This is a genomic window from Streptomyces sp. NPDC051909, from assembly GCF_040681095.1.
In the GTDB taxonomy this organism is placed as follows: Bacteria; Actinomycetota; Actinomycetes; order Streptomycetales; family Streptomycetaceae; genus Streptomyces.
The window spans coordinates 25641-40378 of sequence record NZ_JBFAYA010000033.1; the positions used below are offsets into that span (position 1 = coordinate 25641).

Annotated in this window: 9 protein-coding genes and 4 pseudogenes; 4 read left to right on the forward strand and 9 right to left on the reverse strand. The window is 64.8% G+C overall.

Features of this window, described 5'->3' with window-relative positions:
- Positions 1-2: 2 nt before the first annotated feature.
- The 5 genes from fni to AB0M18_RS32760 form a co-directional block, all read right to left on the reverse strand.
- Complete coding sequence (gene fni / locus AB0M18_RS32740; protein ID WP_365764480.1) at positions 3-1076, reverse strand: type 2 isopentenyl-diphosphate Delta-isomerase; 1074 nt, start codon at positions 1074-1076, stop codon at positions 3-5.
- Complete coding sequence (locus AB0M18_RS32745) at positions 1073-2212, reverse strand: phosphomevalonate kinase (RefSeq protein ID WP_365764482.1); 1140 nt, start codon at positions 2210-2212, stop codon at positions 1073-1075. Before AB0M18_RS32745 ends, fni begins: the two co-directional genes overlap by 4 nt.
- Entirely contained in the window at positions 2209-3243 is a 1035-nt protein-coding gene (gene mvaD / locus AB0M18_RS32750; RefSeq protein WP_365764484.1) for a diphosphomevalonate decarboxylase, read from the reverse strand. Before mvaD ends, AB0M18_RS32745 begins: the two co-directional genes overlap by 4 nt.
- Entirely contained in the window at positions 3233-4180 is a 948-nt protein-coding gene (gene mvk / locus AB0M18_RS32755) for a mevalonate kinase (protein WP_365764486.1), read from the reverse strand. Before mvk ends, mvaD begins: the two co-directional genes overlap by 11 nt.
- Before the next feature lie 210 nt (positions 4181-4390).
- On the reverse strand, positions 4391-4573 hold the full coding sequence (locus AB0M18_RS32760) for a hypothetical protein (protein WP_365764488.1): 183 nt from the start codon (positions 4571-4573) through the stop codon (positions 4391-4393).
- 412 nt (positions 4574-4985) lie between these two features.
- Here AB0M18_RS32760 and AB0M18_RS32765 point away from each other — a divergent pair.
- The 4 genes and pseudogenes from AB0M18_RS32765 to AB0M18_RS32780 form a co-directional block, all read left to right on the forward strand.
- A pseudogene (locus AB0M18_RS32765) lies at positions 4986-5219 on the forward strand (RNA-guided endonuclease TnpB family protein); the annotation flags it as partial.
- Positions 5220-5840: 621 nt separating this feature from the next.
- Positions 5841-6659 carry an MBL fold metallo-hydrolase gene (locus tag AB0M18_RS32770; RefSeq protein ID WP_365764490.1) on the forward strand — a complete coding sequence of 273 codons (819 nt, stop codon included), beginning with the start codon at positions 5841-5843 and terminating at the stop codon, positions 6657-6659.
- 67 nt (positions 6660-6726) lie between these two features.
- Positions 6727-6993 (forward strand): annotated as a pseudogene (locus tag AB0M18_RS32775) (transposase domain-containing protein); the annotation flags it as partial.
- A gap of 195 nt (positions 6994-7188) precedes the next feature.
- A pseudogene (locus tag AB0M18_RS32780) lies at positions 7189-7339 on the forward strand (IS1380 family transposase); the annotation flags it as partial.
- Positions 7340-7460: 121 nt separating this feature from the next.
- Here the strand turns inward: AB0M18_RS32780 and AB0M18_RS32785 are convergent.
- From AB0M18_RS32785 to AB0M18_RS32800, 4 genes and pseudogenes are all read right to left on the reverse strand, one after another.
- Positions 7461-7976 (reverse strand): annotated as a pseudogene (locus AB0M18_RS32785) (transposase family protein); the annotation flags it as partial.
- An 18-nt stretch (positions 7977-7994) separates the two neighbouring features.
- Positions 7995-10679, reverse strand: coding sequence for a LuxR C-terminal-related transcriptional regulator (locus tag AB0M18_RS32790; RefSeq protein WP_365764492.1), 2685 nt, complete (start codon positions 10677-10679; stop codon positions 7995-7997).
- The gene (locus tag AB0M18_RS32795; protein WP_365764494.1) at positions 10648-13536 is read right to left on the reverse strand and encodes a LuxR C-terminal-related transcriptional regulator; all 2889 of its coding nucleotides are present in this window, start codon (positions 13534-13536) and stop codon (positions 10648-10650) included. Before AB0M18_RS32795 ends, AB0M18_RS32790 begins: the two co-directional genes overlap by 32 nt.
- 651 nt (positions 13537-14187) lie before the next feature.
- Positions 14188-14685, reverse strand: coding sequence for a transposase (locus AB0M18_RS32800; protein ID WP_365764496.1), 498 nt, complete (start codon positions 14683-14685; stop codon positions 14188-14190).
- Positions 14686-14738 lie beyond the last annotated feature (53 nt).

Consider the following 14738-nt stretch of genomic DNA (forward strand, 5'->3'; position numbering starts at 1 on the left):
TATCAGTGGGCGGCTGGGTTGAAGGGGCGGGAGCGCGTGGCGAGTTGGCGTGTGTCGATCCCCCGGTCGAGGCAGAACGCGCGCAGCGTGCCCTGAACCAGTAGGTCGCAGTGCATGAGGTCAGAGGGGGTGCGGGCGCCCAGCGCGGTCATCAGGGCGGCCAGGTGGTCGAGCCAGGTGTTGATCTGGGCGACCAGTGCGGAGACGCCGCCGTCGAGCAAGGTCCTCAGAAATCCGCCGGACACGCCGGCGGCGGCCCCGCCGACGGCGAGTGCGCGGGCGACGTCGAGGGGATTGCGAACACCGCCGGACGCGAGAAGCGGCATCCCCGAGTCCTGTGCGTCCAAGAGGCACGCAGGTGCGCTTTGTCCCCAATTATTGAGGTAGGCGTAGTCAGCGCCCTCACGGCGGCCGTTCTCGATGCGCGCGAAGTTCGTTCCCCCGCGGCCGCCGACGTCAGCCACGTGCACCCCGAGCTCCTGGAGCGTCACCACGGTTTGCCGGCTCAGCCCGAACCCGACTTCCTTCACGATCACGGGGACATCGACGCCCAGCGCGATCTCTTCGATCCGGCTCGGCCAGGAGGCGTAGGACCGGTCGCCCTCCGGCATCACCGTTTCCTGGATCGTGTTGAGGTGGATCTGCAGGGCATTGGCCTGCAGCAGGTCGACCGCTCGCCGCGCGTCTTCGACGGATGCTGTCGCATTGATGTTCGCCATGATGAACCCGTCGGGGTTCTCGTGTCGCATCACTTGGAAGGTGTGGGCCGACGACGGGTCCTTGAAGTAGGCGCTCATGGACCCCGTCGCGATCGGCACGCCGGTCTCACGGGCGGCGATGGCCAGGTCCCGGTTGATGACGCCGGTCTTGGTGCTGCCGCCCGTCATCGCGTTGATGTACAGCGGAACGGGCCACTCGATGCCAGCGAACCGGGTGGCCAGGTTTACGTCCGACCGGTCGATGCCGGCCAGCGCATGGTGGACGAAGGACAGGTCTTCGAACTCGTTGTGTCCGATGTGGCCGCGCTGCTGCTCGAGGGCAAGCCGGACGTGGTTGTCCTTGCGGTCAGCGATCATTGCAATAGGTCCTTTCGGTCGGAGGTGCGGATGGGCAGAGGCACCACGCCCGCGGCGGTCCAGCGGGCTCGCAGCCGTGTCAGAGCCTCGGCCGCCTCGGAGGGCAGCAGAGCGATACCGCAGTCCCCGCCGCCAGCGCCGGAAGGCTTGGCCGCCGCGCCGACGGCTTCAGCGGTGGCGCACAGTGCCGTGAGACGGGGAGTGAAAATACTGATCCCGGTCCGCCTCTCCAGGCGGGCGAGTACCAGCCGGGCGGCCCGGATCTGGTGCAGCAGCGCTTCACCGTCCTGCTGAACGAGTGCGCGGGATATCGCCCGCACACACTCGGCGCTGTCGGCAAGGAACTCCTGGTGGGTGATTCCACTGCGCAAGGCTGGTGTGTTCCAGCCGGCCACCAGGTCGGTGGTCGAGGCCGGCCGTCCGGTCCAGCCGATCTCCACGGTGAGCCCGGAGGGCGGCGGCAGCTGCCGCAGCTCCTCATGAGGCCATGGTCTGCTCAGTGTCTCCTCCACGCCATGGCGCCGTGCCATGGCAAGGACAGCATCCCGGTCAGGTGCCCGGTATCCGATCCAGCCGCCCCAGACGGCGGCTGCCAGGTCACCGCCGGAAGGGCCGGTGTCGATCCTCGCCGTTGCCAGCATCGCCAGCCGGAACAGGGCCTCACGCGACAGCCTCATCCCGTAGCAGGCCGCCACCGCGTCGATCGTTGCGACGGTCACAGCGCCGCTCGAACCGAGGCCGAACTTCACTCCGCTGTCATGCAGTTCGCTGATGACCGAGACGTGCAGCGCGGGTGCGTAGAGCTCTCGCTCAACCCGTAACGCGTCCACCGTCTCGATCGCGGACACCACGTGGGCCAGGTCGCGACGTGCCCGCTGTTCGTCGCCGACGCTATGCCCAACGAGCACGCCGCGAGACCTGAGCAGCCTCACCCCGTTCGGGGCGAGGTCCGAGACTATGGTGACCTCTGCGCCGTCCGAAGACTTACCGTCCGCGTCAGATCCCGTTGCGGTTACGCGAACGCACCGGTCGACCGCCGCCAGAATCGCTGGATTGCCGGGCTCTACCACCGCGTACTCACCGGCGATAAACAGCTTGCCCGGGGCGAGCCGTTCGACGGTATGACGGCGGGTCATGTGCGACCAGCTTCGGTCCGCAGCCGGGCGCCCGGCCCGCAGTGGGCGACAACCACCGGGCGCGACGCGATGCTGCGCACCACTTGAGCCACCCGTTGCGCGTCCTGCCGGTGGCAGAGGACTTTGACGTTGGGCCCGGCGTCCATCGTCGCGTAGGCCGCTATACCGTCCCGTCTCAACCGCAGTACTGCGTCGAGTACAGCCAGCGTGGCAGGTGCCAGATAGCGCACCGCGGGGCGCGCCGCCAGCATCGTCGCGTGCATGCCGAGCGCGTTGCGCTCGGCTATCTCTCCCACGGTGTTCAGGTCTCCGCGGCCCAGCGCCGCACGCATCTCAGCCAAGTCCGTCCCGCAGGAGTCGGCCCACGGCCGGTAGAGGGGGGATGTCTCTACCGTGTGCCGCATAGCCGCGCGGCTGGTCACGGCCTTGGAGCCGGTGTCGAGCAGGGCTATGACCAGGGCGGGGTCGAGGCCGGCCGCGGGCACCGGCTCGGCATACGAGGTGAGGTCGGAGTCGCCGGCGTGCCAGAGCGCGAAGCCGCCGAAGACCGACCGCGCCGCTGAGCCTGACCCTCGTCGGGCCAGCCGTGACAGCGCGGTAGCGTCGAGGCCGAGACCGTACGCGGCGGCGGCCGCGGCGGCCAGGGCCGCGAACCCGGAAGCCGAGGACGCGAGGCCCGCTCCGGTGGGAACGGTATTACGGGTGTTCACGACAGCCCGTTCCTCGCGCCCCGCCATATCCCGTACCAGTTCGAGGAAGGAGACAACGCGCTGCTGCGGTTCGCCGACTGCGGGCACGCCGTTAAGTATCACCACGTCCGTGCGTGCCCCGGGACTCACCTGAACCGTGGTTGTCGTCGGGAAGACGTCGAGGGTGAGAGAAAGGCTGTCGGTCCATGGGAGAACGAGCTGTTCATCCCGCTTGCCCCAGTACTTGATCAGGGCGATGTTCGGGTGGGCGTCGGCCGTCGCGCAACCTCCCAACGGCTCGCGTGGTGCGGTCTCAGCCCCCCTCAAGCAGTCAGCAGCCATGGAAGAGAAACCTTCCCGTCGGCACGACCCAGGTGCGCTCCGCCCCGGCCTTGTGAAGACGCGTGACGATCTCCGCCGCGCGGTGCGGCTCGTCGGCGAGGGCGATCATGCAGCCGCCAAGTCCGCCGCCGCTGATCTTTGCACCAGGGCTCCCGGCCGCGAGCGCGGCATCGACCAGAGCGTCGATCCTGTCTGTGCTGAGTCCCACTGAGCCCAGCAGTTCATGGCAAGCGGTCATCCGCGCACCGAAGTCGGCGATCCGCCCCTGGGCCAGGTCTTGTACGGCGTCCCGGGTCAGGGCCTCAGAGCGGTGCACGAACTCTGCCTGTGCTCCTGGCTTCCCCGTGAATCTGCGTTGCAGAAGCTCCACGGCATGCTTCGTCAGACTGGCGGCCCCGCTGTCTCCGATAACGAAGAGACTGTCGAAACGCATCTTCGGTTCCCTGGCCACGCCATCGGAGAGCAGCACTGGTGTGGGCGAGCCGGTGGCGAGCGTGTCGATGCCGCTAGCCCGGCCGTGCGCGACACCCTCGGAGATCTGCACGAGGTCGAACACCGTGCCGGCGTCGAGGCGGCGGTCGAAGAGATCCGCCAAGGCGAGGACGACAGCCCGCGCGCATGCGGCGCTGGAGCCAAGCCCACGTCCAGGCGGAATTCCACAGGAGATGCGCACACTGATCTGCGGACTGTCCGTGATGCCAGCCGTCTTCTTGAACTCGGACGCGAGCAGCCTCAAGCCATCACCCGTCTGCATGACTACCCGTTCGGACCCGGACCCGGTCATCGTGAACGTGAACTCACCCAGTTCGGCAGATGCCGGCAACAACTGCGCGGTTGCTGTGACCGTCAGACCCGGAACTGGAATGGCAAGCGCCGGAGCTCCGTAGACGACCGCATGTTCCCCCAAGAGAATAGCTTTTCCGTGGGAGGACCCCATGCCAGTCTTCCGGCCTTCTGAATCCCATAGAAATCTTGGGGATGAAATCGGTGAAGCCACGCGCTCAACTCTCTGTGCGTTGTTCCGAGGCCGAAACGCGACGTCTGACAGCCAGGGTTGGCCTTCAGACAGCGGCAGCAGGCCTCTTCTCTCTGAGGTTATGACCCAGCTGTAACGTCGGCTTCGGTATTCGATACTCAGTGAGCCTGTTCATCTTCGCTGTGAGCTGGGCGGATGCTGGGTGGGGACGGCCTGGGCGAGGGTGGTGGTGTGGGTGGTTGAGCGGCGGGGCTTGTGGAGGAGCCGCCGGGGCGTGAGGGTGGCGTTGGCCTGTCCGGCCTGGGCGCGGGTCTTCGGGTGGGTCTGGTTGACGGCCTGCTGGCCTGTGGACAAGGCGTCTTCCGCCTGCCGCGGTGGGGAACCCGGGTCCGTGTCGCCGGCTCCTTGGTATTCCTTGCTGGCCCAGCGGACGATGGCTTGCCCCCGGCGGAGCGTTGGACCCGCGGCACCGGCCGAGGGGATCGGCGACGGCCCGCACGTTGTTCATCCCGTGTTTCTTCTGTTTGGCCGGGCAGAGCGGGCGGCGGTGCGGCCGGACGGCGGCGGTGTCCCCGCGGACGGGCGGTGAGGAAGCGCGGGGCGGAGCCGGACACGTCCAGCCCGGACGGGCGGACAGGCATGCGAAGCCTCTGGCGGGCACGGGCCCTTCTTGGCCGAAAACCCCTCTGCCAGGAGCTTCCCCCATCCGTCAGCCGAACTGACCAGCCCAGCCCATAGGCTGGAAAAGACTCAGTGCGCTGAGCGTCGCATGGGCGAGAGTGATCTCATCCATCGTGACGGCATGTGGTTCCTCATCGCTGCGTGCGAGGTGTCCGAGGCCATCCCGTTCGAGGCGGACGACTTTATCGGTGTGGACCTCGGGATCGCGGACATCGCCACCACGTCCACCGGCTACCGTGCCGCAGGGCGCGGCCTGAACCGGCACCGCAAGCGTCATCCCGACCTGCGCCGCAACCTCCAGGCGAAAAACACCAGGAGCGTCCCGCGCGAGCTCGTCGACCTGGTACGTGGCTGATCTACGCCCGAAGGCGTGAACTGGGATCGCCTTGGCGACGGCTGGGCTGCTACGAGCAGGCTCTCCGCTGGTCCTGCCCCATCTACGGAAGAACGAGATGTCCGCGCAGGTCAGGCCGGCTTCGGGGAGTCCGGGGCAACCGCGCGGCGGTATGTGGAGAGACCCTCGATGTCCTGCAGTAACCGCATGGGCACCGGGCCTGCCCGAGGCCCTGGCGGGCCTGGGTGAGAGCCACTTTGACTGGTCATCTCCGATGCCAGTCTTGCCTGTTCGACGCGATCGGACCGGTTCTGGCCGCTGCGAGTTGATAGCGCCCGTCTGGCGACACCTCACCTGGCTCAGGTCCTGGGCATCTGCTCCAAGCACGCCGTTCGGCCGGCCACCGCAGTCGCTTTGCGGGCGGGAGCCTGCCACCGCCATCGAAGTGTCCTGCCAGGCGGACGCCGCCAGATGGCGCATTTGAGTAGCTACTACTTAATACGCGGGTACGCCCAGCCGGGTAACTTTTCCGAAAAGTTCGGGTTCGGACACGGTTCGATACCCGGAATCCCGGCCTGAGGCACCCAAGACAGAAGTGGCGGAAGTATGTCGAACCCGATCCTCCCTAATAGCGCCCCGTATCACATCGGTGAAGATACGTGGCTCATCAAGAACAGCATCTCGATCGGCGACGGTGTCTTCCTTTCCGTCAACTCGATGCTGATCCGAGGGAGTGAGCCCGTGATTGTAGACACGGGTGCACCGGTGCACCGGGAGGAGTGGTTCAGGCAGGTCTTCTCTTTGGTGGAGCCGGAAGATGTGCGCTGGATCTTTCTCTCCCATGACGACACCGATCACATGGGAAATCTTACTGAACTGCTCGACCTGTGCCCGAACGCGACACTCCTGACAGATTTTTTCACCACCGACCGCGTGTCACTCGTCGAACCACTGCCCCTGCAGCGCTTGCGTTGGGTGGAGGCGGGAGACAGCGTTGATATCGGGGACCGCAAGCTCAATCTGGTACTGCCGCCCATTTTCGATGGGCCGACTACTCGGGGAATCATCGACGATAAGACGGGGATCTTCTGGGCAGTTGATTCTTTCGCCTGTCTAACTCCGCAGGACGTTCACGCCATTGAAGATGTGCCTGCTGAAATGCGTGATGAAACTTTCCGCACCCTTAACAGCATGGTCTCGCCGTGGCATCAATGGCTGAATCCTGAGACCTACTCACGCCACATCGACTCGATTGAAAAAATGCAGCCTCAGGCCCTTGCTTCGGCTCATGGGCCAGTTTTTCGCGGTGGTGACATCACTGACGGATTCAGTCGCATCCGCGCATTGGCGGGCGCCGACCCCAGTCCCAAGCCCGGGCAGTCCGTGCTCGATGAGCTGATCGAAGCCACGATCGGAAAGCGCTGATTCCTAGCCTCGATATTTCGTGAGGGTCCGTCGACGGAGTCGGCGGACCTTTCGCTTTCTGGGGCGGATGGTGGGCAGGCCGGCGGCCCGACTGTTTCTACCGGAGTCGGTGGACCGAGTAGTCGCCGAGTGCGGCCGTTCTGGCCTGCGTACGCCGCCGCAGGTGGTGGTCTATTTCGTGCCGGTGATGTGCTTGTTGTCGGGGCAGGGCTATGAGGAGGTCGCGCGGCTGCTCACGCAGGGGCTGACTCGGGCGGAGCAGTGGTCGGGGTCGTGGCAGGTGCCGACTACGGCGGCGATCTCGCGGTCGCGCGTGAAGCCGGGGCCGGAGCCGCTGAAGGCGCTGCTCGCCGAGGCTGCCCGGCCGTTGGCGACCGAGGAGACCCGCGGCGTCCCCGGTATGGGCCGGTGGCGGCTGGCGGCGATCGACGGCACCGTCTTCGATGTGCCAGACAGCGAGCAGAACGCCGCGCGCTTCGGGCGGCCGAAGACCCATCGCACCGAGCGGTGCGCGTATCCGCAGGTACGGAAAAAGGGCAGGGCGGTGCACGATCCGGGCAAGGTCCTGCTGGATGTTGCGCTGGCGGTCGCGCCGGGGGGACTGCCTGGCGGACGTGGCGACGCGGCGGGCCGGACCCGCGGTGTTCGGACCGGTGGCGTCCGACCCGACCGTCTCCCGGTAGACCGACACCCGGGCCGCAGGCGCTTGCGGCCGTCCGGCGGACTCGGGCCGAAGTCCGCCAGCCCGTCTGGCGGTTGGCCGGGCAGATTGCCCCCGGATCGGCGAGACGAGGCCGGGAGGTTGCGGCGGAGAACGAGATGACCACCGTCCAAAAGGACCCGCACGTCGGGACAGCGCCGGAAACAGACGCCTATGCCTTCGCTGCGTGCGGCGGTCGCGTCGTGCATACGTCCAGGCCGCAGAGCACCAGTCCATAACGTGCGGGCCCTGATGGCCAACGATGACGATGGCTGAAACAGTCCTCTGCTTCTTCCTGCCTGAGTCAAGCGCGCGGCGCCCGCCGGGCCGGCCAAGGGCCGGCGGACCTGGAACTCGGTGGCGTCTAAACGGAGCTCGATGCCCTCGGCCTGGGCATAGGCGAAAACACATCCGCCAGTGTCCGCAGCCGCAGGCCAGGACGGTCGGGGACCGCACATCCCCGCTCGGAGCAGCGCACGTATCTCCCCGATAGCCCGGGTGACAGTGGAACGGTCGACACCGAACAGCAGAGCGAGGACCGAGTGCGGGAGATCGTGCCGCAGATGGATCAGCGTGACGACCAGCCGGTGCCGGGCTCCTGCCCCTGCCGCCCGTTTACCCTGCGGCCAGCCATTTCACCCCAGTACCCCAGGATGAAAACGCCTCAGCGCCTCTACGAGCCCTTTTCTGCTTCCTATTCCCAGTTTTCGGTAGGCGCGCTGCAGATGGTTGTCCACGGTCCGGACGGACAAGGTAAGAATCGCGGCAATCTCCTGACTGCTGTTACCCTGGGCCGCCAGTTGTGCGATCTCACGCTCACGCGAAGAAAGAACTCCTGTTCGTTCAGCATCACTTGTGCCAGGAGTCAGTGCGCCTTCGCACTGGTCTATGTTCCTCTTCATCATTTGATTTGCCGCAGCAGCCCGGCGGCCGTCGCCTTCTTCCCGCCAGTGCTTCGCCGCGCTGTTGGCCGCTTCAGCAGCGAGGATGTGCACCCCCATATTCTCCAGGTATTCGGACACGGTGAACAATGCTTCTGGGCTTCCCGAGGCCATTGCCGCACTGAATCTGGCCCGTCCTTCGGCAAGCCTCCCGTCGGTTTGGTCGGCAATTTCGCGAAGTCTCCCGTAAACGTCCCGAGCCCAGCCGATCCTTGAGATTTCGGTGAGGAGCAGGGATTCGCTGTTCAACTGTCCTGCTCTGCGGGCGCTGGCTGCGCCCTCCGCCAGGATCTTGCGGGCGCTTTTCAGGTTACCTTGGGATATTTCTCGCCAGGCCGTGCCGGTGACTCGTTCATGACCATGCAGACCAAGCATGCTGACGGTACTTTCCTGGCCGCTTATCAAAGCTTTATCCGCGAGGTCAACATCCCCCAGAATGCAGGAGGTCATGAGGTACCCGGATTCCCCCAGAATCAGTGGGAGACGGGACTTCTGCCAGCGGGCGAGGGAGACTGCCTCAAGGTATAGTCGTTGGGCCTGCCGGTAGCGGCCCGCTATGGACTCGTTCCTCGCCAAGAATAGAGTGATCCACATTTGAGGAACGGCAGCACCTGCACGGACTGAATCAGTCAGCGCTTTCCGTCCTATTTCCCTTGCCTGCACTAATTGTCCGGCCTCCGTGAGGGCGAGGACCAGAGGGCAAGCCTGGGTCGTCGGGTGCAGGTGAAGCGTGGACTGGTCCATATCGACGTGAATTGAGTAGGCGTGTCTGGCCAGGTCACATGCCTCGAGCGTTTTTCCGGTGGACGCCAATGCGGCAGCCTTGATGGAGAGTCCGAACAGCCACACGTCCACGTATTCAGCGCACGGTGGTGCTTCGCTGTCCATTGCGTTGAGTAGTTGGAGGCCTGCGACGGGATCACCGCTGAGAGCCCGCACCGCCCCCTCGTTCACTCTGAGGGCCTGCAGCCACTTCTGGTCCAGGGCATGCTGTGCCGCTGCCTCATTGATCGCCAGCGCTTCATCGGGGCGGCCGGCGTTGAACAGATTTACGGTTCTGGCTCTGAGGAGGGAAAGGCTCTGCCCGCCGCCGTTCTCCTGGGCATCACGGAACACGGACTCGGCTTCGTCGCTTCTCCCCAGCGCGGACAGGGACTCGCCTAGCAGGAGACGGCTCTGCATGCTGTGCGATTCGGCTGGAACAGTTGAGAGGAGGCCTACGACGTGGGCGTAGTCGTGAGCGGTCCTCGCCAAGAATGCCGCCTGCAGGAGGAGTTGCGGCTCGGCTGAACCAGTGGCAAGCAACTGCCAGGAAGCGAGGCGGAGCGGATCATCGGAACGTCTGCTCCCTTGGCGGGTGACGCGCTCCACATGGGCGAGCAATATCTCCTTCCTGCGCTCGGCCGACAGTTGCCCCCGTATGACTTCGCCATACACGGGGTGGCTCAGACTGACAGTGGTGCGCCGGCCGTCCTGAGTCACTGTGATCAGGCCTGCGGACTCCATGGCGCTGAGTGCCGGGGCGGAACAGAGACGTTCAGCGTCCTGCAATGCGATCACCCCGCAGACGGCGAGTTCTTCGAGCACGGGCAGGTCAGTGTCAGCGGCTACCGCCAGACGGTCGGCGATCAGGTCGACCAGTCGCGGTGTGCCGGTCAGGGCGCCGCTTGCGATGTCCCAGAGATGTCCGTCGTATGTGATTGCGCCGTTCGTCAGCGACCCCAGGAGCAGCTCACGCAGATAGAAGACGTTGCCCTTGCAGGTGTCGTACAGTTGGTGGATCGAACGGATGCCCACAGGCCCGCCGAGCACGTTCTCTACGAGTTCCGCTACGTGTGCCTCGTTGAGTCCAGACAGGTCGAGGCGGCGGACTGACTCCGCGGAAACGATCGGCTCCAGGCGGTCTCCAGACGCCGCGCCGGAGCGGATGGTCCCCACGATGAATACCTTCCCCGCGTCCATCATCTGCCGCAGCAGCACGACCGAGGCGGGGTCCAGCAGGTGCATGTCGTCGATCAGGATGACTGGGGGACTCAACTCGTCAGCGCTCGCGAAAGGAGAAGGCGCGGAGATGGAAGCGGCGCCAGCTTCGCCGTCAGCCTGCAGAAGGGGCAGGAGGGCAGTGAGATGAATGACTCCTGAAGCCTCTCTGGTTTCATCGGCCCGGACCGTCATGACCCGCCGCTCTAGATTCCGGGCTTCCTGAATGCATTCTTCCGCGAGTCGCGTCTTTCCCATCCCGGCCGGCCCGCAGATAACGAATCCCCTGCTGGAACCATCGGTGAGTGAGTAGGCGAAGAAGCGCATCTCATCGTCACGGCCGATCAATGGCCAGCGTCCAGCCGGACTATTGCGCTTCATTAATTGCCTCGCTTTCAAGGGATGAGGCTACGCCTTCTTGCTTCTCAGGCTGCGTGGACGCGGGGATGTGGGCGATCGAACTGGCAGCGTTAGCCCCGTCGCATCTATGGACTCCGAGATGCTTGGTGAGTTCCCTCCGGCTCCTCACTCCGATCTTCGCGAATATGCGCTGAAGATGATTGTCGACCGTCCTTGGGGAGATATCCAATTGGGTTGCAATGTCTCTGCTGCTGCTACCACTGGCAGCCAGAAGGGCGATCTCCTGTTCCCTTCGCGTGAGCGGCGTCGGAAAGTCCGTCAAGGTCACCGAAAGCACCGGCGTCCGCACCGCTCCACAGCCGTCCAGGGCCTCCTGAGCCTGCTTGGCCGCCAGATCGGCCTGCCGGATATTCCCTGCCCTGCGCCAGGCGCTTACAGCCGCTCCGTAGCACTCGGCTGCCAGGAGGCTGGCATTCATCTCGCTGAAGCTGTTTCCGCAATCCATGAGAGACCGGGCATCTTCATATTCCAAGGCCAGTGCGAGCTTCGCCCTTGTTTCATACAGTCTTCCTTGACTGCTGCGGGCGATTTCGTTCAAGCGCTCGGAGACCTCTTCGGCCCCACCCAGACGCGCCACGTCGGTAAGGAGCAGCCCTTCTGAAGCCACATTTCCTGTGGCCCTGGCCCTGAGCGCTGCACGCATCAGAATCGCACGCGCGGCTGAGAATCTCCCCTGGGTGGCGAGAATCCATGCGTCCGCTATCGCTTCCTCGCCGGCAAGGTACCCAGGCGCTGGATGCGTTTTACTCTCCTGTCGGGCATTCTCTGCCGCAACGCAGTCGCCCATCAGGGCGGCACTGGCGGCGAGTCCGGCGAGCGCCGGCCGAAGAATATGCGCATGGACTTTCCGTTGACGCGCAGCTGATACCACTTCAGCATAGTGCCGACGCGCTTCAGGTATCCGGCCCGCAAGCCATTCGAGACGTGCGAGGTAGAAGTTTGTCCGCAAATGTGCCCGGCACATCCGCATGGCCACGAAAGCTTCTGCCGCCCGCCTTCCAACAGTTCGACCCCGGTCAAATTCACCTGCCTCTGAATGTGCGAGGGTCAGCGACAGAAGCTGAACGGCAGAATGCGGAAGCGTATGTGAATGGCCGTCCTCCCGCACGTGCAGATCGTACGCACGCTCCCCCAGGGAAGTCGCTGCGGACGGTTTCCCGAGATGCGCCAGGGAGATTACCTTCACATGCGCCCCGATTAGCCACACCTCTCGGTCTGGATAGGATTTATCGATCCTGTCAGGCAGGAACTGAAGGATTCTTTTCCCGGCCAGGTGCTCCCCGGAGAGAATCCGCAGCCGCGCCTCGTTGATCAGCAACAGCTCTCGTTCCTGTTTCTGCATCCCTGACCTGTGTGCGGACTGGCCCACCCTGAGTGCGTCGCCCGCTCCTTCCGTCCACTGCTGGTTGTAGCAGCGTGCGCTGACCGCGGCGGCTCTCTCCTCTGCGCTTGCCGCCCGCTCTTCGGCCTCGTTGAGTACCGCGTCCGCGGCCTGGAAATCTCCGAGCTCCCCCAGTGCCTCACCGAGAAGAAGGAGAGTCGTCGTGGTCTGGTCCGCCGACGGCAGCGCCCTCAGGAGATCCACTACCTGGCGGTGATCGTGCAACCTGCGGGCGAGCGTGGCCGCTTGTACGATCAGGCCGGGCTCAGCTGTTCCGACGGCTGCGACGCGCCATGCTGCGATCCTCAACGGATCGCGCTCGCGTCGCGCTCCGTAGCTCTCGACCCGCCGCACCTGCTCCAGAACCAACTCACGCCGGCGAAGGGTCGACGTGGCCTCTCGGATCACTTCGCCGAATAGACCATGAACCAGGGTGATGTTGGTGCGTCTCCCGGCTACAGTGCGCAGGATCAGGCCTTCACGCTCCAGTTGCTCGATGAGGCGAGGCGAAACCATATCACTCGCTTCCCCCCACGACAAAGGCTCGCAAAACGCCAGTACTTCAAGCAAACGGAGGCCGTCGGAACCTGCACCCGACGCCTGGGCCTGGACGTACTCTCTCAGCCGAGGAGTTATCAGGGACTCTCGCTGGATCAGCTGTCTAACATGCCACAACTCGCCGTCATGGATGAGCGTGCCGTTCTGAAGACCACCGCGCACCAGTTCACGCAGGAACAGGGTGTTGCCCCCGGACATTCTGTAGAGCATGTGCAGCGCAGGGTGGGCTACGGGCCCCTTGAGGACCCGCTGAAGTAGTTCCTGGACCTTCTGCTCGCTCAAGGGACCAAGCACTGTCCGGTGAACGTGCTCCCCATCAATCACGGGCGCCAGAGTTTCATGAACGCACTGGCCCTGACGGATTGTTGCGATCAGTTGAATATCTCCCGCGTCGACTAGCCGCCTGAGGAGCAGCGCCGAGGACGAGTCCAGGAGGTTCAGGTCGTCGATGAGGATCACTGAGTCACCGAGATCTGCCTTGATTGAGGTCACGACCTTCGAGAGGCGGTCGGCAGACTCGGACAGCTCCAGGTTGTGGGGGAGGACATGCCTCACTGCCGCGAAGGGGATATCACCGCCCGTGATACTTGCGCTGATTTTGAGAACCTTCCTCCCTTCGCCGTCCAAGCGGTCATGCCACGCTTCTGCAAGCCTGGTCTTGCCGATACCCGATGGACCAAGGATGAGGAACACGCGGTGCTTCCCTGCGTGCATGGTCCGCATGAGGGCGTCAAGTTCACGATCCCGCCCTACAAGGGGCCATCGACCGAATACCCCGAACGGCTCCATCGTCCCCTCAGAGGGCTCGCTGCTTATTGCGTGATGATTCTGTTTGCTTAGCAAGTTGGCGCTCTTGTCCGTGCTCTGAGCTGTGAACGTCAGCGGTGCGATGTACATACGGCTCACTCCGCGGATGTGGTGGCCGCCGGCCTTGTGGGGGCGACGGCACTTCGCGCATGCTCATGCCAACCCCTGGTCTGACCGATCCCACCAACCGCAGCAGTAGTGCCGTCCACGCCACTCACCTCCGCCGATGCCGCTCCCTGACCTTGGGGTTCCAGCGCGAACCCTTCATCGCCACACTCCCTTTACCACCCGCAAGGCACCTGAGTAGACCTTGCTCAAAACCGGTGCTCGAAGATCGCCCGCGCGGCTCGTGGCGTGGCAGAGCCCGTCGTCGGGGTGGTGACCTCGCCCGTCACGCCAGCGAACGAAGGGTCCCTGGCGCTCAGAGTCTTTCCGGGCGCGCCGTCCCATGTAGCCAGTCGAGCATGCCTTCCGGCTCATCCGCGGCCCGAGGGCTTGAACTGAACTCACCGCGGAAGCAGTTGGTTGCTTCAAACAGGGTCTGCCGGTACCTGGCCACCCGCAAAGGGGTGAGCCTTTCCAACTGGTTTCCGCGGCTGGCCGAAGGGGCCTTTGGCCTGTGCTGAAACGAGAGGTCTGTCACCGGTCGGCGTCCACTGTCAACTTGACCCGGCCCTGAAGGACCGGGCTTGGAGGTAGGGCGCGACCGGCTGTCGCGTGACCTCCTCCGTCGAGACACCTCTATGGGGTGGCAGGGATGCGTGACTCACGCCCCGCAGTCCATACGGTCTCGCCCTTGCGGGCGATGTTGTGGGACGCGTTGTCGTCCGCGTGGGCCAGGAACCTGCAGGCCCGGCGCGCGAATGTCGCTTGATCGACGCAGTTCATCCGGTCGATGTGGCGGCACTCGGAGCGTTGCTGGCTGGTGTGCGCCGGATCGACATACACCAGCGGCACCCCGGCCCGGCGCGACTTGTACTCAAGGAACGCGCCGAGCTGGCGGAAACTCCACGAGTGTAGTTGTGCCCGCTGTCCTTTACGGAGCCGTACCCAGTCGCGAATCCCTGTGAGGTCTTCGAGGGCGATGCCCCGGCCGGTGCGTTCAGCGATGGTGACGATGGTCTTCGAGGTGATGTGGTTGATGTTCACGGCTTGCCGCTGTTCCTCGCGGCTGCGGTGCTTCAACCGGGGCTTGGCCGACCGGGTTCCCTTGGCATGCAGCTTTCGGCGCAGTTCCAACTGGCGCTTGCGGTGCCGGTTCAGGCCGCGCCCGGCGGCACGTTAGCCGGTCG